This window comes from Pseudoalteromonas lipolytica, assembly GCF_003515105.1.
GTDB lineage: Bacteria > Pseudomonadota > Gammaproteobacteria > Enterobacterales > Alteromonadaceae > Pseudoalteromonas > Pseudoalteromonas lipolytica.
Genome location: NZ_CP032091.1, coordinates 769,033 through 790,580 on the forward strand (window position 1 = coordinate 769,033; position 21,548 = coordinate 790,580).

General features: G+C 41.3%; 12 protein-coding genes. 4 read left to right on the plus strand and 8 right to left on the minus strand.

The annotated features are described in order from the left end of the window. The first annotated feature begins 57 nt into the window (after positions 1-57). Positions 58-2,178, plus strand: a complete 2,121-nt coding sequence (locus D0907_RS19590) for a winged helix-turn-helix domain-containing protein (RefSeq protein ID WP_162898077.1) — start codon at positions 58-60, stop codon at positions 2,176-2,178. Here D0907_RS19590 and D0907_RS19595 read toward each other — a convergent pair. The 5 genes from D0907_RS19595 to D0907_RS19615 all read right to left on the minus strand — a co-directional run bounded on the left by D0907_RS19595 (position 2,171) and on the right by D0907_RS19615 (position 10,544). Continuing rightward, a complete protein-coding gene (locus D0907_RS19595) occupies positions 2,171-3,532 on the minus strand; it encodes a TonB family protein (RefSeq protein WP_244223163.1) in 1,362 nt (453 codons plus the stop codon). The two genes, D0907_RS19590 and D0907_RS19595, sit on opposite strands and share 8 nt — an antisense overlap. A 225-nt stretch (positions 3,533-3,757) precedes the next feature. Then, on the minus strand, positions 3,758-6,319 hold the full coding sequence (locus tag D0907_RS19600) for a TonB-dependent receptor (RefSeq protein ID WP_118845200.1): 2,562 nt from the start codon (positions 6,317-6,319) through the stop codon (positions 3,758-3,760). Positions 6,320-6,943: 624 nt separating this feature from the next. Then, the gene (locus D0907_RS19605; protein ID WP_036972924.1) at positions 6,944-8,170 is read right to left on the minus strand and encodes a threonine/serine exporter family protein; all 1,227 of its coding nucleotides are present in this window, start codon (positions 8,168-8,170) and stop codon (positions 6,944-6,946) included. A gap of 149 nt (positions 8,171-8,319) precedes the next feature. Next, positions 8,320-9,540 carry a glycosyltransferase gene (locus tag D0907_RS19610; RefSeq protein WP_118845202.1) on the minus strand — a complete coding sequence of 407 codons (1,221 nt, stop codon included), beginning with the start codon at positions 9,538-9,540 and terminating at the stop codon, positions 8,320-8,322. Continuing rightward, entirely contained in the window at positions 9,537-10,544 is a 1,008-nt protein-coding gene (locus tag D0907_RS19615) for a LacI family DNA-binding transcriptional regulator (RefSeq protein ID WP_036972298.1), read from the minus strand. Before D0907_RS19615 ends, D0907_RS19610 begins: the two co-directional genes overlap by 4 nt. A 184-nt stretch (positions 10,545-10,728) precedes the next feature. Here D0907_RS19615 and D0907_RS19620 point away from each other — a divergent pair, with 184 nt between their 5' ends. Next, on the plus strand, positions 10,729-13,152 hold the full coding sequence (locus D0907_RS19620) for a S9 family peptidase (RefSeq protein WP_417698906.1): 2,424 nt from the start codon (positions 10,729-10,731) through the stop codon (positions 13,150-13,152). Positions 13,153-13,477: 325 nt separating this feature from the next. Here the strand turns inward: D0907_RS19620 and D0907_RS19625 are convergent, their stop codons facing one another. After that, on the minus strand, positions 13,478-15,844 hold the full coding sequence (locus tag D0907_RS19625; protein WP_118845207.1) for a TonB-dependent receptor: 2,367 nt from the start codon (positions 15,842-15,844) through the stop codon (positions 13,478-13,480). Between the two features lie 838 nt (positions 15,845-16,682). Between D0907_RS19625 and D0907_RS19630 the strand changes: the two genes are divergently transcribed. Beyond that, the gene (locus D0907_RS19630) at positions 16,683-17,300 is read left to right on the plus strand and encodes a LysE family translocator (protein WP_074988722.1); all 618 of its coding nucleotides are present in this window, start codon (positions 16,683-16,685) and stop codon (positions 17,298-17,300) included. Positions 17,301-17,345: 45 nt separating this feature from the next. Here the strand turns inward: D0907_RS19630 and D0907_RS19635 are convergent, their stop codons facing one another. After that, positions 17,346-18,254, minus strand: a complete 909-nt coding sequence (locus D0907_RS19635) for a LysR family transcriptional regulator (protein WP_074988723.1) — start codon at positions 18,252-18,254, stop codon at positions 17,346-17,348. Between the two features lie 119 nt (positions 18,255-18,373). Between D0907_RS19635 and D0907_RS19640 the strand changes: the two genes are divergently transcribed. Beyond that, entirely contained in the window at positions 18,374-20,350 is a 1,977-nt protein-coding gene (locus tag D0907_RS19640) for a ligand-gated channel protein (protein ID WP_074988724.1), read from the plus strand. Between the two features lie 145 nt (positions 20,351-20,495). Here the strand turns inward: D0907_RS19640 and D0907_RS19645 are convergent, their stop codons facing one another. Then, positions 20,496-21,542, minus strand: a complete 1,047-nt coding sequence (locus D0907_RS19645; RefSeq protein WP_118845209.1) for a pectinesterase family protein — start codon at positions 21,540-21,542, stop codon at positions 20,496-20,498. Positions 21,543-21,548: the final 6 nt, after the last annotated feature.

Below are 21,548 nucleotides of genomic sequence, written 5' to 3' on the forward strand. Positions count from 1 at the left end.
CGCTCTCTTGAATTATTTAACCATATATTAACGCGTGTAACAATTAAACAAATGTCGATGTCAACCCAACAAAAAGTAATGCTTAACGATGTCATCGTTGACTTTATAAGCTTAAAAGCAAAAGTGCAGGGCACCTGGGTTGATGTGGAGTCAAAACAGTTACTGTTGCTTTCCTTATTATTAGAAAACCAAGGAAAGGCTGTATCGCGAGAACAGATAATGGATGCTGTTTGGGGTGAGGTGATTGTGAGTGACAACTCGGTAAGCCAGTTAGTCACTCAACTGCGCAAAAGTCTGCATGATACAAAAACACCACAACAGATTATTCGAACCGTCCCGCGTATTGGATATCAATTAATCGCTCAAGTTAGTGAGCCCCCGACATTACTGGAGCAAGTAGCGCCGAGTACCTCTAAAAAAATGGTGTTTTGGGGTCTTGCAGGAGGGCTGATTGGTGTATTTTCAACCCTGTTTTTACAATACTTTTTTGCGGTTGATACTAAAGCAGTCGAGTTTAATTATCGTACTCGTGTAACTTCTGCGCCTGGTACTGAGTCGTTTTTACGTTACTCACCCGACGGACGTTATTTAGCTTTTAGTCAGTCAGATGAAATGCAAAACCAGTTTGATCTTGCTGTGTTTGATCAACAAAGTAAAACCGTACACAGTGTCAAAAGCTCGGGCTATTCTGAAGAAGCCCCTGTTTGGTCACCTGATGGTAAATGGTTAGCGTATTATCGTTATGACCCTCTACGTTGTGACATACGCATGATTGGCGTTAATAACGCGATTGAAACATGGCGATTGAGCCCTGAATATACGCTTACCAAATGCAACCCTTACAGTGCACCTATGCGTCTAAAGTGGTATCAGCCTAACGCACTGTTTGGGATAACTTGGCATGATAATCAACCTCGCTTAATAAAGTACACACTCAGTACTGACGGCCTTGTTAAAGTTCTCGATACAACACTTGTCGGCGAGTTCAAGCCGCTCGCTTTTGATATTAATCATGACGGTAATATGCTTATTCTTGAAAAGCAGGGCATTTGGTACAGTCTTTTTGAAGTCAGCCTGCATGATTTATCAACGCGGCGTGTTATTAGCCGCCAGTTATATAAGCAACATCCTGTTATGTATGATCAAACAGGTCAGCATATTTTGTATGTTGAAGAAGATCTTAAACGCAGCTCATTAGAAGGCGAGCCCTATACCTTACATAAATCGAGGGGGGTTATTGCCAGCCTTGCTGTTAACCCCGCTACGGGTGATATAGCCCATGCTGAAGGGGCGGCACAAATCAACGCTTATCAGTTAAGTTTAAGTAAATCACCTCAAGGTATTCTGGTTGATAAAGTTGCACAACTTGCCTCGTCAACTCAAATGGATTTTATGCCGACATTGTCACATGATGGTAAGCAGGTTGCGTTTATTTCTATGCAGCGCCCGAGTGTTACAGCGTTTTCGCGCGCTGAGGTGTGGGTTAAGCATCAACGTAGAAAATCAGCTAATCTAGTGGCTCATCTTCCAAGCAATATAATGCCAAAATATCTGCAATTTTCACCAAATGGCGACACTTTATTGCTTATGGATGAAACGCAAAAAGTGTACTTGATTAACACGTTTTCACGGCGCTTAGTGCCCATTATTTCAGGTTTTGAGCAATTAAATGCGGTTCGCTGGTCAGCCGATAGCCAAAGCGTGTTGTATCAAGCAAAATCGGCTCAAGATGAGTGGCAAGACTGGCGTTATGATTTACAACAGAGCAGTAACTCATTACTTGCGAATAATGTGTCACTGTTCAGGTTGTCAGCAGAGCAACCACTTTGGCAATTGAACCCCTCGTATTCAGATTATGAACAAACATTGCGGTTTTATTTATCGGCTGCACTTGAGCAGCATATTCCTTTGTCACAATTACTGCCGTCTATGGCGTTGTACAAGCCTGCCTTCTTTGAAGGAGGCATGTATTACGTGTTGCGTGAAGGTCGTCAGTTATCTTTATATTGTTACTTAATTGCTTCTAAAGAGAATTTATTTATAAAACCACTGAGTGTGTATGGTTTAGACATCGGAGTTGAATTAACAATGAGCAGCTCAGTGGATGGAACACAATTAGTATTTAGTCAGGTTGAGGGGATTGAAACCGATATTTTAGTTCATCAAGTGATTAATTAAGTGTCGTTAAAAACGCAGAAATAGACTGGGTATTCCAGTTCCTGTCTTGGGCTTCTTTGTAAGCTGCTTGAGCAGATTCTTTGGCGAGTTGTAGCTGCTTCTGTTGTTGCTGTAGCTTTGCTTGTAGTAGCAAGAGTTGGGGATGATTATTATCATGATTAAGGGCGTCGTTTAGCGCGGTTTGAATAGCAGTAGTAGGTTGGTTTAACTCAAACAATAACTGTGCTAAATCTCGTTTGGCTCTAAAATGCCCTTGTTTGGCCGCGGCAGTTAACCACTTTTGCGCTTTATTCGGGGCATAATCAACATAGCGTTGGTTTAATAATTCGCGACCAAGGCGATATTGCGCATTGGCAAAGCCATTTTGTGCAGCAAGCAAAATCCAATTTAGGCCTTTTTGCCTGTCTACCTGACCATAATCCCCACGCAGTAAATTAGCCCCAATTCTATATTGAGAATTAGCGTAACCATTGCGTGCAGAGGTAAGTAATAACTCACTACTCGCGGTGTTTTTTTGCCAGTGATATTTCAAAAGTTTACTGGCATTGTATTTATCTGAACTTAACCAATTAGCAATGTAATATTGCACGACTGCATTGCCTTGTTCTGCGGCATCGATGAGTTCACTTATTTCGTTTTGATAACTCTTTTTTTGGCGTTGGAAACTGTGCTGATACTGCTCCCCTTTAAAAGTAGTAAAATGGTATAGCAAAGAACGATTATAATGGGGTAAAGCATTATCGTCGGCCTTGTATTGCCAACGTTTAACAGCATTTATAAGTGCTTTATCAAAGGTTTTTTCTGGGTAAGAATCGACTAAAGTAATATCCCCCACCGCGCCATTTTTATCGATATCAAATTCAAGCCATACCCAGCCTTCAAGGCCATTGTTGTAAGCATGTTCGGGGTAGAGTGGTTCTACGGTGTAACTGCGGTTTATATTTAGGGTATGAACAGGGGAAGCTGTGAGCTCAGGGCGCAATTCTTTGTCGTATTTTTCAAAACTTATATGCGTTAATAACGCGGCATAGGCATCTTCAAGTGCTTGTTGTTGCTGTTCACTTTGCTCTGCAATCAGCCTGGCGGTATCGCGTGCTTCGACGAGACCAAAGTCGGCGGCTAAATTAAACCATGCATACGCTTTTGCACGGTTTTTTTCTCGCCCTTGGCCATGTAAATACATGACCCCAATATTATAAATTGCATCGACATTTCCTAATTGCGCTAACTCATAAAACTGTTGCTGTGCTTCATTGTAATTACCCTTGTGATAATCAAGTGTCGCACTTAAGAGGTCAGCATGGCTGGTGGTAGAATACAACACGCATACAAATAAACAGGCTATTGCCTGCAAGGATTTAATAACGCTTTTGTATAATTTGTAGTGGGTGGTATTAGCCGACACGAATTTTATATTTTAAGATTTTTAAACCGTTTAGCATTTGATTGTACTTGTTTTAAGCATGATTGCTAGTTGAAAAAAAGCGGTGAAAGTAGGTTCACCGCTTAAAACACCTCAGGGCGATGAGGCTTGCCTTCCATGGCAATAGTCGTGTACCTGTGTTAGCAAGTGTGTCGACTAGAAGTTAAAACGAATACCTGCAGAAAAGCGTCGTCCATCCGCATACACACCCGTTAGTGCCTGCTTAACACCTTCCTCTTGGTAGCTGAATGTATGCTCATCAGTTAAGTTAGTCGCTTCAAAAACAGCGGTAATGTTCTCAGTGATGTTAAAGTTGAATGTCGCATCAACTTGGCCATAGGCATCTTGATACCCTGGCCAAGCACGACCTGTGTCGTATCCTGTGCGATAGTTATAAGACAGACGACCACCAAAACGCTCAGTTTCATAATAGGTACTGATGTTATAAGTATGCTTTGAAATACCTGGGATTAGTACGTCATTGCCATCTAAGTCTTTAGACTCACCATCGACAAAGGTGTAATTAGCTGCAACACCAAATCCTTCAACGATCTCCGTTTGTAAACCAAGTTCTAATCCTTTTAATGTGCCTGATGGGCCATTAATAGGGCGGCTGATTTCAATTTCGACACCATTGAATACTTCGGTTTGTGTGTTATTGCCCAGTGTTGATTGTAAGTCTTTATAGAATAGTGCAGCCGAAAAAATGCCTGCATCAGCAAAATACCATTCATAACCTACGTCAAACTGAGTGGCACGATACGGGTCGATATTTGAATTACCACCCGTGCCTACACGTGTTTCGGTATTGTAGGTGGTTGCATTGGTCATTGCCGCATAATCAGGGCGGGTCATCACTCGGGCTGCACCAATACGCAGTAACATGTCGTCGTTTAAGTCTATAGCGAGATTTAAACTAGGAAGAATATCAAAGTAGCTGGTCTCTTCTTCTTGCCATGTTTTTGCATCTGCAGGGCCAACGTATGCGCCTGTTGTCTGTTTTGTTTCCACTAAACGAACACCGACATTACCGCGCATGCCTTCAACGTCGATATCTGCTTTTACATAGCCTGCGAAAATGTTTTCTTCGATTGCAAAGTTACTATCAAATAATAAATTATATTGCCAATCAAGTGCATCACCATCACGACGTACTTTAGCTAAGTCAGTCATCGCGTAGTTACGAAGTGTGCCACTCGATCCAATACCCGATAAAAAATCACGGGGTGCTGGGTTTGAGTAATCGGCCAAGCTCCAGTTTAAATCAGTGCGTGTTTGTGATTGTAAGCGCACATTCTCACGTTTATGATCACGGTACTTTAGACCAAATTTAATTTTACTGAAGACAGCGACATCAATAGCACGCTCAAAATCTGTTTGAGCATAATATTCTTTATCTAGCGCATCATTTGAATCATAGCGTAAAAAGCCTAGGTTCCACGCATCGCCATCGGCTGGGTCTTTTGCATAACTAGTTTCTATACTTTCAACATTCGCCGCATTGTAGCTATGTACAGCATTTCCTTCCCAGCCGACACTTCGGTCAGTTTGTGTACCGCCAGAGCCTTCGGTCACACCAACATGATAAGACGATTTCCACGTTTCACCTTCATGGGTCAGTTTTAAATCATACGAATTCGTTTTAAGTTCTGAGTTACGTACTTTTGTTTCATCTAGGATGTTATTACCTGTTGGTGATAAACCAAGTGTGCCCGCTTGGGCAAAACGTCCCACTTTATCATGCGCTACAATATCTAAAGAAGTATAGTGCGAGCCGCCATAACCAGGTAACCAAAGGAAGTTTTGGTTAGCATTATTGGCTTTCATTGTTGAGTCTAGCGCGTTGAATGTAATGTCAATATTGTCGGTAGGGCGATACTGTAAAGTTAAGTTGAAACCCGTTCTAATACGCTCTTGAGTAAACATGGCAGAACCGCCACCACCAGGTGTGTATACATTTTCAATCTCAGTGCCATCTTCCAGAGTAATATCACGATGCGTCCAGCTCCATGCTTCAATACCATCGCGGCGCAGGTTACGTTTTTGTTTAAATACAGAAACAAGCGCACCGAGAGTTTCGTTATCATTTTTCCAACTATAAAGGCCTGCTAATTGTGGGTCTGTTTCACCCGAAATTTCACTGTGTTGCATTAAAATCGAACCTGCGATTCTATTTGCTTCAAGATCAAGAGGCTTACGGGTACGAACAATCACCGTACCACCAATAGAGCCTTCATCAATATCAGCCTCAGGTGATTTATACACTTCTAATCCAGAGACAATTTCAGAAGGAAGCATCGTGTAGTTAAAGCCTCGGCTTGCTGAAGAATCAACCCACCAATCAGCAGAGCCAACGGCTTGGCCATTTAAAAGAGTACGGTTTTGGTTTTCTGATGTACCGCGAATACTTATACGCTCACCTTCGCCAAAGGCACGACTCATCGATACACCAGTAATACGTTGCAGTGATTCTGCAACGTTTTGGTCTGGAAACTTACCAATATCCTCTGATGTCACAGCATCGACGATAGAGTTTGCAAAGCGTTTAGTATTTAGTGATTTGACGACACTGCCACGAATACCGCGAACTTGAATTACTTCTACTTCATCAGTGGTGGCTTGGCCAGTTTCATTAGCAAATACAGGTGAAGCTACGCCCGCACTTAATAATGACAAACTGATCGCTAAACTGAGTTTATTCTTGTTTAAGTTCAACATTGTCGATCCCCTTGAATTCGAACTTGTGTTTTATCATTTAGGTTTAAGTGCTTAGCGGCATACACAGAGCACTTAACTGGTGTCAAACTAACGCAACGTATCGCGTGCTTATTTTTCTTGCTCTGCCAAAAGGCAGCGCTGTCATAAAGTTTGAGTGGTTATTAAACGCTTTTCTTGATTGGGGAGTCTTGAATTTGAGTGAAAAGTTGTGAAATGTTAAAAATCAATTAAATTTAGACTTTTGTTCTGTTTAATGTGTTGATTTATTAGTGTTTTTTATTTTTATTTTTGTTGGTTATTTTAATGAGTTAAATTTACTTATTGTTTTTTAGATAATTAAATAGCGGACATTCACAACTTTCAGATGAAAAAGTGGACAAATTTAAAAACGATTCGATACTGATTAAAAGAAGCTGAGAATAAACACGAAGAAGGAAATTTTAAATTGTCGCGGGGCACCTAGGTATTTTGTTTGTATCAGTTATGCAGTAACCTCGTTTTTAATGCGAAGCTTTAATCCATGGCGAACTTGGTTTTCTTTAGAAGGGGTGTTTTCTTTACTTTACAAGCTTGCTTACGACTGCCGGTAACCAAAAAGCCCGAGTAAACTCGGGCTTATATAAATTACAAACTCTTTTTCGGTGGCAGCGCAACGTTGGCGAAAATTAAACCCGCTACTAACGACATAAAAATCAAGAATGTTTGCTGACCTATGTGCTCGGCGTACACAAAATCTTGACCTTCAATCAGCGAGTTTAGGCCAATGTAGGTCTTGCTCCCCGGGACTAACACGATTAATCCTTGCATGGCGACGATAGAAGCAGGTGCATTCGCAACACGGTTAAACAGGTTACTAAAAATACCAACCGATAATGCCCCTACAAATGTACCCAACGTGTAGTCAAGATACATTGCTGAGCCAATGCTTGTACCATATGCAATAAAACCTGATGCAATTGACCATAGCGCATGTTTAAGCTTGGTTCTAAATATCACGATTAAGCTGCTACATAACATGAAAATAGCCAGCCATGCGGTCCACTTGGGTAATGGTTCTGGTTGCACAAAATCGGCTTGTCCGAAAATCGCAAACCCGATACCAATACCAATAAAAGCACCAAAATAGAGTTTAAACAGCAACATAAAGGAATCCATGACTCTGGCTGTTCCCGACACCAAATGCCTCGCTGCAAGTTCGGCAAAGCCTAACGCTAAAGCAAGCCCCGGTATAAACACAATAATGGCAGAGAGAACAACTAACCGAATATTAATTTCGGCATCGAGGTACACACTCACTGCACACGCTAAAATAGCGGAAACAATGGCCACTAATGGTTCAAGCATATGAGCAACGCGCTTAGAACGTGTTGACCAAAGAACAAATAAATACACCACTAAAGTCAGCAGTGCAGACCAAAATACATCATTCCAACTGGTGCCCATTAGCATTGCAAATGCACCACCTGATGTTGCAAACGCAACGCCAGTGGTAAATTTGTTGTAAGGGTTTGGCATGGTGTAAATAATGTCGAGCTGTTTATCAACCTCTTGCAAGGTTAACTCGCCATTGAGCATTTTATTTACCAGATCATCGGTATCAGCAAGCGAGCCTAAGTCATGATCACCCGGATCAACGCGTGCAACATGGGTGTATTCTTCTTCGTGGCCATCTGTCCAGATCACAAACGTCACTGAAGTAGGCGACATGACGAAGGAGGATTTTAGGCCAAGATATGTTGCGACTTCCATTAAGTGCGCTTCAAGTCGATATGCTGGTGTGCCATATTTATGGAGCATTTTACCCAGCTTAACGATAAATTTTCGTTTTTCAGTAAACGTTGCGTTTTTCAAAGGCGTTTTGAACCAAAGGTTAAATTGTTCAGTTAAGGATAGACCAAATTTCAATAAGATATAGTCTGCAAAGCAGACTATAAAGCTTAAATTTACCAGCGCGATTTTAGCGACAAACGCTACTATGTCTAGTGTTATTTAGGGGTAATTTACTTATTTTTTGCTTCAATCCATTGCGCCATATATTGTGTTGAACGCATTGTGTGATGTTTCAGCATTTGCCCTGTGAAATTGTTGTGTCTATGGCTTATCAGTGACTCACTGACGTGTTCAATTTTAGCCATTAATTGCGCTTCAAGTTTTGATTTATCATAATATTTTTGCAATAACTGTTTGCCATATTGCTGAGCTTGAATAAACGCAGATTCATCTTTGTAAAGTGCTACGGCGGCGTCGGCAAATTGCTCTGCATTTTCGCAAACTGTACCTGGCCACGGCTCGTTTAGGTGCATGCCTTCACTGCCAATTGGGGTGGTGACACTCGGCGTTTGCATGATCATCGCTTCCAGTAACTTACCTTTAATACCGGCACCAAAGCGCAGTGGTGATAAGCATACGCGAGCATCTTCCATCACTTTATAGGCATCATCTGCCCAGCCTTTTATTAAAAATCCTGTTTTAGGGTTATTAAGTGCCGTTGCTTTAGGCGGTGGGTAAGAGCCATAAATATGTAATTCGGCGTCAGGTAATTGCTTGCGGATCAACGGCCAGATTTGTTGTAAGTAAAGGACTGCATCCCAATTTGGGGCATGGCGAAAGTTACCAATCGTCATAAAATGCTGGCGCTCATTAAAGGGTTTTGTGTTGGTCGGAAGCGCTTTTAAGTCGACTAAAAATGGCAAGTGATGCAATAACGCACTATCAACGTTGAATACATCGTTTAGTAATTGCATTTCATAGTGCGAGATGATCAAACTAATATCTGAGCGCAAAATAGCAGCTATTTCACGTTTGGCAATATCACTGTGTAAGTCTGCAAAGTTGAATGCACGTCCTGCTTTATGTGCCTCGTGGCGAGCGTTTCTTAAGCATTGCAAGTCTTCTGTGTCGAGGATTTTTAATGCATTGGGACAGTATTTATCTACACGCCAACCAAATTGCTCTTCCATCATGAAGCGATCAAACATCACGATATCGGGATTATAAGCTTGTACATACTGATCAAAGCTGGCGCAGTTTAGGGCAATGACTTGGCTGGTTATGCCTTCGTTTGCAAGGTCAATCATGTGCTCTGTTTTTTGCGCTGGACTGGCAAACTCGACTTGCCAGTTTTGTGCTCGAAAGGCGCGCAATAGCGACATCATGTGGGTGCCGGCGGCAGAGGAGTTTGGCTCTGGCCATACATAGCCGATCACTAACACTTTTTTCATTGACTTGAGTCTCGTATTTGTAAATTGACATCCACCAAAGTGCGGACAGGTGGTGTCGATTGATTAAGAAGTTCTTTTAAAACTTGGCAAGTGCGCTTACCAATTTCATCGGCATTTATTGCAATGGTTGAGAGCGATGGTAGCATTAATCGCGAGTCTTCAAGATCATCAAAGCCAACAACTTTAATGTCTTTGCCCGGTTCTAATCCATGTTGGCGCATTGCTTCAATGGCACCATAAGCAATCACATCGTTAAAGCAAATAATCGCTTTGATATGCGGGGATTTTTTGATCAAACTGTTGAAGGCTTCGCGGCCACCTTGACGATTTGTTTGTGCCTGAATAACACGTTTGTCTTCGCTTATATTAAATTGTTTAAGCGCCGATAAAAAACCACTCAGTCGCTCATGGTAGTCTGATATTTCATCTACACCACCTAAAAAAGCAATTTCTTCAATACCTTGCGACAGGATATGGCTGGTAGCAATATGAGTGCCTTTTTTGTTGTCGGGTAAAACGCACGGTGCTGCCGAAAAGGGAACCTCACGCATTATATTAATTACAGGAAAGCCGCTATTAATCAGGTCATCTTGCCAGCTTTGTTCGGTGCCAGGGGCCGGGCACATAATAAAAGCAGACACATTGTATTCTTTTAGAGTTTTTACAACTTGCTTTTGTCTTTCTACACATTCGGCAATATTTACCAACATAGGCAACATCCCTAAATCGTAAATATGCTTCTCCAAGCCTACTGCTAGTTGCGCTGAGTAGGGGTTGGTTAGGTCATTAATTACCAGTGCGACAAGATTCGAGCGCTTACTTCGAAGTGCTGCGGCGTCTCGGTTATATACATAACCAAGCTTATCGATGGCAGTCAGCACTTTTTCTTTACTTTTATTACTGACTTTATCACTGTTAGTGAGAACCAAAGACACGGTAGATTTTGATACTTGCGCTTCTTTGGCTACGTCCCAAATAGTGACTTTGCCCGTTGATTTTTTCATTTTTGTCTAGCGAAAAGTAGCGAATATAGTGTGCTTATATTAGCGTAATTTAGTGATTTAAGTCACTGATTAGCTGCCAAAAGAGTCGAAACTCTTTATAAAATGTCTTAAACTATTTTCTTAGTCGGAAATAAAAACGAAAAAAGGAACTAACATGAAAGCATTAAAATTGCTTTTTACGCTGATGATTGGCGTGTCAGTTTGTACTTCAAGTTTTGCCAATGAAGGGTATCAAACACCTTCACCTGCCTTGGCTTCGGTTGTCGATGCTAAATTAGCCCCCAGTAGTTATTTATCAAATGATGCCGAGTGGTTGGCATTATTTGATAGAAAACGTATTGATACCCTGCAAGATCTTGCGAAAGAAGAACTAAAACTCGCCGGAATTAAACTCAATCCTGCCAATTTTTCGCGCTCACGTGAGCGCGCTATATTTACGTCTCTGGTGCTAAAGCATGTTGAAACAGGGAGTGAAATTACGGTATCGGGTTTACCCAATGGTTTAATTCGCTCGCCCAGTTGGTCAAGTGATAGTCAATACTTAGCCTTTGTGATTGAACAAAAAAATAGTGCCAATTTATGGGTTTATAACGTCAGTACAAAACAAGCAAGGCAACTCAGTGATACGCCGTTAAACTCAGTATTAACGCGTACTCCTTACATGTGGTTACCCGATAGCAGTGCTATCGTTGCAAATGCGGCTGTTAATTTAGGTAAAACCCGTTTAACCAATGACAGCACGGCTGTCGTGCCGGTAATTCAACAAAGTACAGGTGAAAAAGCACCTGCGCGCACTTATCAAAATTTATTAAGCAGCCCTTTCGATGAAGCGCAGTTTAAGTTTTTTGGCCAAAGTCAGCTTACTTATATTCCATTGAGCGGCCAAGCGCAGCCAATTGGTCAAGCTGGGTTAATTAAGTCGTTTTCAGTATCGCCCGATTCAACCAATATTTTGGTGGGTATGATCGATGAGCCTTTTTCGTACCAAGTTCCATACCAACGCTTTGCTGCTACATGGCAAATTTGGGGAATGCGCGGTTACACCTTGGCTGAGCTGGCAAAACAGCCGCTAGCCGACAATATTCCCCAAGGTTACGACAGCGTTCGTACTGGCCGTCGAGATTTTCAGTGGCGTTCAGACCAAGGTGCCGAAGTCATTTGGGCAGAAGCACAAGACGGTGGCGATATGAAAACAGATGTAGCGCACCATGACTACCTTTATAGTCTGCGCGCTCCGTTTAAACGTGAACCTAAGCTATTTGCTAAAGTTGAGCGTCGCTTCGACTCAATAGAGTGGGGCAGTAACAATGTTGCCTTATTATCTGAATGGCGTTTTAGCGACAGACAAATACGCACATTTGTTATACAACCTCGAAATGCCGATAAAAATCGCGTGCTCTTTTCTGAGCGCAGTTACAATGATGCTTATAAAGATCCGGGTTACCCAATCTACGAGAAAAACGACTTAGGTGAAAGTGTCATCAAAGTGGTTGGCGGTCGTTATATTTATTTCCGTGGTAATGGGGCGTCTGAGCAAGGAAATATCCCATTCTTAGACCGTTACGATGTAAAAACAAACTCAACAACCCGTGTTTGGCAATCAGCTGCACCTTATTACGAGCGTGTGCGTGCGATGTTAGACGATGAAGGCGAGCGTTTGATCACCATACGTGAATCAAAAACAGAGCAACCAAATTTCTTTATTCGTGATTTAGATAACGACAAACTCACTCAATTAACTACGTTTGAGCATCCTTACCCTGAATTTAAAGGCGTAACTAAAGAGCTTATTCGTTATAAAAGAGAGGATGGTGTTGAACTGAGTGGCACACTTTACTTGCCGCCGGGCTATGACAAAACCCAAGGAACGTTACCAGTACTGATGTGGGCTTACCCGCTTGAATACAAAGATAAAGCGGTGGCATCGCAAGTGCGCGAATCACCGTATGAGTTTACTTACATTGGGTATTGGGGGCCTATGCCGTACCTTGCAAAAGGGATTGCGGTATTTGATGACCCTAAAATGCCAATTGTAGGTGTCGATGGTAAAGAGCCGAATGACCTTTTCCGTACTCAGCTCGTATCGAGTGCGCAAGCCGCTGTTGATGTATTGGTTGAAAAAGGCATTGCCGATAAAGACAAAATAGCGATTGCTGGTCACTCGTATGGTGCTTTTATGGTGGCTAATTTACTAGCACACAGCGACTTATTTAAAACGGGTATTGCCCGCAGTGGTGCTTACAATCGCACATTAACGCCATTTGGTTTTCAAGGTGAAGAACGCGATTTTTGGCAAGCTCAAGATGTGTATGCAGCAATGTCGCCATTTTTCCATGCTGAGAAAATCAATGAACCTATGTTGATGATACACGGCCAAGAAGATCCAAATTCAGGCACGTTCCCAATGCAAAGCGAGCGCATGTACGCCGCATTAAAAGGCCTTGGCAAAGAGGCTCGTTTAGTTATGTTGCCTTATGAGGCGCACGGCTACCGTGCCCGTAAGAGCTTATTGCATGTGCTTTGGGAGCAAGAGCAATGGCTAGATAAATACTTATTAAGTGATGAAAAGCAAGCAGAGCCAGTTGCTGCTGAAGGTGTCACTCAGTAATTAGCAAAATACGTATATTAAGAATCCCCGCCTTTTAGCGGGGATTTTTTTGAGAGGCTAAAGCTGAAGTTAATAGTGGTCAGTATTACCAATTACGATTTAACGAGTTTGAGCTGCATAGAATTAATTGTTGAAAAAATTAATCACTAATTTTTTAATTTTTATCAACGAGATATTTTTAAAGTCGCTAACTTAATTAATACAATTTATATAACGGTCGTTTTATATTTTTGGCGAACTTATCTGAGCTAAAAAATAAATTGGTTAATAGCGTGTTGAAAAAATAATGCCGCTTAGAAAGCGGCATTGACTCTTTAATTGTTATTTACATAAAGTTGTAATCTAAACGTATGCCAATGCTACGCTCGGGTAAAAAATCTATGTATTTTTGAGCGGTTGTTCTATTACTACGACTTCGATCTCTTTTATACTTAATCGCATCATTATCGAAGACATTATTTAAGTGAACGCTTAATTTCACGTTTTCGTTGACCTCATAACGAGCTGATAAGTTAAATACTTCATAACCAGGCACTTCATCTCCAGGTTTGGTATCAAAGTGCGTGTTGTATTTACCATATGCTGAGACGTCACCACGAATAAAGAATGGCTTGTTATTAATGTCAAATTCCTTATCAATTGCGATATAAGCATTATATTTAGGCACCATCGTCATTTCTTGACCTTTAACGCCACCGATTGTTTCATTATCTTCAGTAAGTTCAGAGTTGGTATAAGAGGCATTTACAATTAATGCTAAAGTATCTGTTAAGCTTGCTTTTGACTCAAACTCAAGCCCTCTTGAACGTGCTTTTCCTGCATTTGCGGTATAAGAGAACCCACAAGAATCCATGTAAATACTCGTCTTAATATCACTCCAGTTTATTTGATAAATAGCAGAGCTAAAGTTGAACTTACCATCGAATAATGAGCCCTTTAAGCCAACTTCATAGTTATCGATTGAATCAGATGTGAAGCGAGCTTTACGATTCTTAGCATTAACATCATTTACACACGCTGCGGCTAGTGGGCTATTGTTACCACCTGGGCGGTATCCTTCAGAGTAAAGAGCATAAATTGAATAGTCATCAGTAGGTTGCCAAGAAGCGCTAAATTTAAAGCGATTTCCTTGTTCTTCACCGCCTATCAGTGTTTTATCGTTTGACCACACACCAATTTCTTCAGTGCGTTCAAAATCTTCTAAATTGAAATGGCGAATACCCGCATTTAACTCAATATTGCCAAAATCGTCTGTTTCAATTTGGTACGCTACATCTGCAAACAGCGCAAACTCTTTTGCCCACTCGCTGAACACATGATAATTCCAAATTTTATTAGGATCGTCAAAGTTATCTAAACCGATTTGCTGGGCATCGTCCCCCCACCAGTAAAGTGCAGCAGCTGCTGTCCTGTCACCGCTTTCAATATATTGCCATTGATGACCTGGAGAGTCAGGTCGCCATGATTTATCCCAATAAGCACCGACAGTCCAACTTAAATTGCTATTTAAATCGAAGTTCTGAAGCCTAATTTCATGGGTAACGCGGGACAGCTCTTGATCGTTTATTATCCATGTTTTAAACATATCAGAAGCATCTAAACGAGACCAATCATCCAGCGAATCAGATTTTACTTTTCGGTATGAACCAGCATAAGTTAATGAAGCAACGTCGGCTATATTATCAACATCAACAGTTAAGCTATATAAATTTGTAGACTCTTTATCCCAACCATCGAGTAAATTATAGAGAGCATATTTATCATCAGCACCATGAATAAATCCACCACCTTGAATACAATCTGGGCGATTGAATGTCGGATCACATGTTATTTTAGTGTCTGAGATATCATAACCGTACTTAGCTGAAGCATCTTCATCATAAGATAATTCATAGTAATATCCTGGCTTTGAGGTATCTCCTAATGTTGCGCCATTAGCAGAATACTCATCATGCACATAGGTGAAGTTAAGTGCTAAATTATCAATTGGTTGCCATAATAATTGACTTCGAATAAAACTACTTTGACTTTTACTCTGTTGGCCTGTTGCTTGATTGACATAAGGACGGACATCGTTGGTTATATTACCTGTCACTCTTAATGCAAGGGTATCGTCTAATAGAGGTACATTAACACCCAGAGATAAGCTGCTGTCAAAACCATCTACATTATTTTCACTTGAGCCTTCAATCGTACCAAATAACTCAAATTCATCTAATTGTGGTTTTTTAGTGATAACGCGAACCGTACCACCGATTGCATTCGAACCGTATAATGTACCTTGTGGGCCGCGTAATACTTCAACTCGCTCAACATCTGTGAGGTTTGTAAATTCATACGGGATATCATCAGTGAATATGGCTGTTGTATCTGGCGATGCGCTATTCCCTCCGCTTAACCCTCTTAAAATTAACTGACCACGAGGTGCTGCAGCACCAGCTAAAGTACGGTAAATATCAGATGCATCAAGGTAGTTTCGATTGGCAATCTCAACTGCAGATACCGCTGAAATACTCATAGGTATTTCTAGGATTGTTTCAAGTTTTTTACGCGAAGTAACCGTTATTACTTCTAGATTTTCCTCTTTTTCAATTTTATCTTCTGTATCCATCGCTATTGCTGGAACTGCATATAAATGACCTAAAATCACAGTGGTTAAAATAGTTTGTTTTGTTAATAGAGTGTTTTTCATTGATGTTCCCAGTGTTTTTTTGTTGATATTCTATTAACGACGTTAATTTAAATATTGGTATTGTTCAATCTATTTAACCCTTTTTTGGGGAATTGTTTTTCTGATTGTTTTTTATTTTGGAATTAATTATGTCTTTTTGTTTATTTTTACATGCTAAATAATGAGATTGACCAACGTGTATATTGTTTTTGTGAGTCGTTAGTCGTGCTTACGGAATTGCTCATCAGGCAATGGTCTTTTTTTGGTGATGAGTGATGAATTTTTTAATTGTTCTCTCAAACTGCACATTCGAATCTTTCTTCAATTAAATTATCCCGTCAGATAAAGCTACAGAGCACTCATAGGTATTTTACAGAGAAGGTAAAAGCTCAGCGCAACAAGTTTGCAGTGATCACAGGGGTCATTGCTGTTTAGGTAAAATACTAAATTCAGTTTCACGTGGAAAATTAGTTATAGTGTCTGTACTTATCGAAGCTATAAAGTAGAGCTGAGTTTAGTTGACTGAAGATGAAGCGCTTGTGCAATAGCCATCGCTATCACAAGAAATGGAGTCCGATACAATGACTACTCGTGGTCGCGCTGTACGTAATAATGATCTGGCTTGATTATTTGCTGCAATAGAATGTGTTGCCCAAGCTAATGGTATAGGCTTTTTGGTAGCTTATATTTTAGTAACGAAGATCGTGGGCTAACTAGCTCCCTATATTAATATTGCATTACCAGTTTTCATGAGCTTTAGCGCATTGAAATGTGAGTAATCGCGTGTTTGTTTGCTTATTTAATTGAATGTGTTTAAATCGCTTTTCTATTTTTTCAGTATTCATGATGTGATTGGTTTATGCTCGATTTAGCAGTACTTGCGGTTTTTATTCCTACCTTCTTTTTTGTGTCTATTACACCAGGTATGTGCATGACTTTAGCGATGACTCTGGGTATGAGTGTGGGGGTAAGGCGCACATTGTGGATGATGGTGGGTGAAGTGCTTGGAGTGGCAACGGTGGCAATTGCCGCTGTTGTGGGGGTTGCCAGTATTATGCTTAATTATCCTGCGTTGTTTGCGGTACTAAAATATGTTGGCGGTGCGTACCTTATTTATCTTGGAGTCAATATGTGGCGCGCAAAAACCAGTTTTAAGCCCGAAAATGAAACCGAGCAGCAAATAGGGCGCGGACAACTGTTTTCACAAGGTTATATCACTGCCATCGCAAACCCAAAAGGGTGGGCGTTTATGATTTCACTCTTGCCCCCTTTTATAAATGTAGAATTAGCCGTTGCCCCGCAGCTTGCTGTATTAGTAAGCATTATTATGCTGAGCGAGTTTATCTGTATGTTAATTTATGCCACGGGTGGTAAAAGCTTGAGGTTATTTTTAGATAAAGGCGACAATTTAAAATGGCTAAATCGTATTGCCGGTGCGCTTATGATGTGTGTAGGTGTTTGGCTCGCACTTGGATAATACCCACGCGCTTATTTTAGCGAATTGGTATTATCCATACTGGCCTTAATCAACAAATTCAACCTGTTTCGATACATCATTAAAACAGTGTTTTATGGTTTCTATCGCTGTTTTGGTTTTTGCAGCTAAGCTGTCTCTTGCTGGGGTAACTGCATACACGGTGTAGTTTGGCATGGCCCATTCGGGGGCGATTTCGATGAGTTCTTTTTTTCTTAATAAGTGCCTCACTTCAGGCTCTGGCAACACGCCATAACCGACCCCATCACAGACCAGCGCAATTAAACTTTGCATGTTATTGACGTTTATTTTTGCCTTGGGCAGCGGTTTACTTTCAAGCGTTAGTGGATTAAATGCATTGCTGTCGGCGTATGTATGTGAAATACGGGCGAACTGATGTAAATCATCCCAACTGACTTTTTTAAACTTAGCGATAGGATGATCTCTGTGGGCGCAGAGCTTTAACGGCCAGGTTGCGAGCTTTCGTGCAATCAGATTTGAGTTTGTTAATGGGCCTATTGCAATGGCTAAATCTGCGCCACTTTTTATCATATCGATTGGCTCATCAGTTAAAATTAACTGAATACGTAAATCATCAAACTCGTTTATTAGGCGCTCGAGCGGTTCACTTAAAAGCCCTCCACCAAAACCGACGGGGGCCACTAACTTTAATTCGCCACTGGGTTTACTTTGTAAGTGTTGTAATTGCGTGCTGGCTTGATCTGCAAGTGCCAGCATCTTTAAACAGCTTTGATAATACAAATGACCGGCTTCGGTCAGCGTCAACTCTCGCGGGCTGCGATTAAATAAACTTAACCCGATTTCCTGTTCTAATTGTTTTATATGTTGGCTTACAGCCGATGTCGTCATTGATAACTCAGCAGCAGCACTGCTCATATTGCCTGTTTCAACAGTACGAGAAAATACGCGTAGTGTTTTGATTAGCTTGGAATTCATTGTTCAGGCCTTCTTAATTCAGTTTTAAGAAATCGTAAATTGTTAAAACGGGGACTTCTCATTAATATTGCAAACGCTAATTATTATCATTTATAAACAAAAAGTCACGGAGTATTATTATGACGAGGGTTGTTCCTTCTGTTTTACCTCTCACCGCTGCTGTCTTAGCAGGCCTATCTCATTTTGCATACGCTGATGATAAAAAACAAGACATGGAAGTGATTGTTGTTTCTGCATCTGGGTATGAGCAAATGCTAAAAGAGGCACCTGCAAGTATTAGCGTGATTGATCGTGAGCAGCTAGAAAAGCGTTTTTACCGTGACTTAACAGATGCCATGACCGACGTACCCGGTGTGGTTGTGACCGGTGGTGGTGATAGAAAAGATATCAGTTTGCGTGGTATGGCAAGCCAGTACACTTTGATTTTAATTGATGGCCAACGTCAAACCTCTCGCGAAACTCGTCCAAACAGTGATGGCCCAGGTGTTGAAGGGGCATGGACACCCCCTATTTCAGCCATTGACCGAATCGAAGTTATTCGTGGCCCTATGTCATCACTGTATGGCTCTGATGCCATTGGTGGGGTTATCAATATTATAACCCGTAAAACACCCGAAAAGTGGTATGGCGAACTGCGTTTAGACAGCACCATTCAAGAATCAAGCGAATCTGGCAACATTAATCAAGGTAGTTTTTTTACCGCGGGTGGCTTAATTCCAGAGTTGCTAGGAGTTCAGCTTTCTGGGCAGTTCTCTGAGCGTGATGAAGATGACTTTGTTGCTGGCTTTCGAGGTAAAGAGCAAAGCAATATCAAAGCGAAGTTTATTTTAACGCCATCAGATAACCACGAAATTATGTTTGAGGTGGGCTCGGCAAAACAAAAACTGGATGAAACTTTAGGTAAAACTGTCGCGCCTTTAGCGCAAGGCGAAAGCTGTGGCCGACGGGGGTGTCCTGAGTCGTCAACCACAGAGTACGACCAAGAAACTTATTCGCTTAGCCATAATGGCTTCTACGATTTTGGCTCATCGCGCAGCTATCTAAAATACGATAAGTTTGATAACACCTCGCGTGAAATGTATGTCGAAAATACCGACGCGCAAACAAGCTGGACACTGCCATTTACCAATCATAATGCAAGCGTTGGTGCGGCGTATTTAAAAGAAGAACTGGATGATTATACGAGTAATAGCATCAGTGATTTAACGCATGTGGAAAACGAGCAATGGTCGGTGTTTGCAGAAGATGAATGGTCTGCATCAAAGCAATTTAAACTGACCACTGGGCTTCGTTATGATCATGATGGTAACTTTGCGGGTCACTTTAGTCCGCGTTTATATGGTGTATACAATGCCACTAAGTCGCTGACTGTGAAAGGGGGGATTTCAACAGGCTTTAGAGCACCGAATATTCGCCAATCTACTCCAGCGTGGGGACAGGTAAGCCGTGGTGGTAATATTTATGGTAACCCAGACTTAATCCCTGAAAAGTCCGTAAACTACGAAATGGGGATTTATTATGATATCAGTCGCGATTTATCGCTCTCAAGTACGGTGTTCTACAACGAGTTTAAAGATAAAATTACGCGTATTTCTTGCCCATTAACGCAATGTACAGATGGTCCGAATCAGTTTGGTTCTCTGCCTACAACTTATATCAATGTTGATGAAGCAGTAACACAAGGGTTTGAGCTGTCGGTTTCTTACGAAATTACCAGCGAGCTTGATGTGAGTGCTAATTACACCTACACCGATTCTGAGCAAAAAACCGGTGAATACAAAGGCAGTCCACTTAATCAATTACCTAAACACATTTTACAAACCTCACTTAATTGGCGCCCGGTAGATAAACTAGGAACGTGGCTGCGTGTGCATTATCGCGGTGAAGAAAGCCAACCTACGACAGGTCCATCGCAAAGTAGCTTAATTGCGCCAGACTACACTTTGGCAGACATGGGGGGTAACTATGATTTAAGCCGACGAATTACACTTGGCTTTGGTGTGTATAACCTATTCGATAAAGAAATATCAGAGGCAGAGTATGGTTATGTAGAAGATGGTCGTCGCTACTGGTTGTCAGTGGGTGTTAACTTCTAAATGTGATGAGTAATATGAGTGTGGCGTAATTATGCCACACTCATATTTATCGAACGAGGTTGAGTGCATACCTGTGAGAGGTGAGTAACGATATAACTTACAGTGACATTGAAACCCAAAGCATGCACTCTAAAGTTAACGCAACTTATTTCAACTGAAATGCATCAGTTTTAAAATTTTGAGTAGCCAGCTGTTGTTTCAGCATCTGCAATTGTTGTTTGGGCTGCCATTCGCCTTTGAAAACCCAGTCAACAAGGTTGTTTTCTTCTATATTGAGCTGTTTCGGTTGGAAGTTATCATCTAACCAAGCATACGGGGCTTTGTTATTGGCGAAGAAATAACGGGATCCCCAACGATTTGGTTGGTCTCTTTGCTTATCCGCATAGGTTTTTTTAAAGATAGGTTTATCTGCCAAGTTATCAGAAAACTGATTTCCTAATAAATAAAACTGGGCATCATAATGATGTCTGCCAAGCCAAAAGCCTTCTACGCCATTAAATTCACTATTAGCAACAACAAACTTTTGTTCGCTACTCAATTCGCCATCATGCCAAAGAGTCGCGGTTTGTTTTAAGTTGTAAAATTGAGAATGCTCAATGAGGGCGGTACCTCTTGGGCAAACCATATCTGTAGCCCCAGTGAAAGAGCAGTAAGAGTGGTAATAAAGACCCTCTTTTTTGTTCCAAAGACTCACTGTATCAGCACCATAGGCCTGTACGTCACATTGATGAAAGATGATTCTTGATGCGTTTTCAAAGCCGCGGATCGCAAACTGATGTTCAAGTGTGTTATGAATTTTTCCGTAATCATTGATAACGGAGATATTGGCGAGTGTTATGTCACTGCCAGTGATGTTAACCACGGCAGCTCCCCAGTCACTGTCATTGTGTTCTCGCCAACTATTCCTCAACTGCGCGTAACGAATGATAGTATTAGCGGCGGATTCACCGACAATACTGAGGTTACTGCGGGTGATAAACAGTTTTTCGTTGTACTCACCAGCTGCAACAGTGATCACCACCTCTTTATAGGGGCTACTCGCATTAATTGCAGCTTGAATGCTGTTATAGGCATGCTTATTATTTTTTTCTACATGCATAAATGTGACAGGCTCGGTGCCAATTGCAGGCGTCGCAGCAAAAACACTCTGCGCAATAGATAACACCACGAGCAATAATAAAAATAAACGCATACTTGT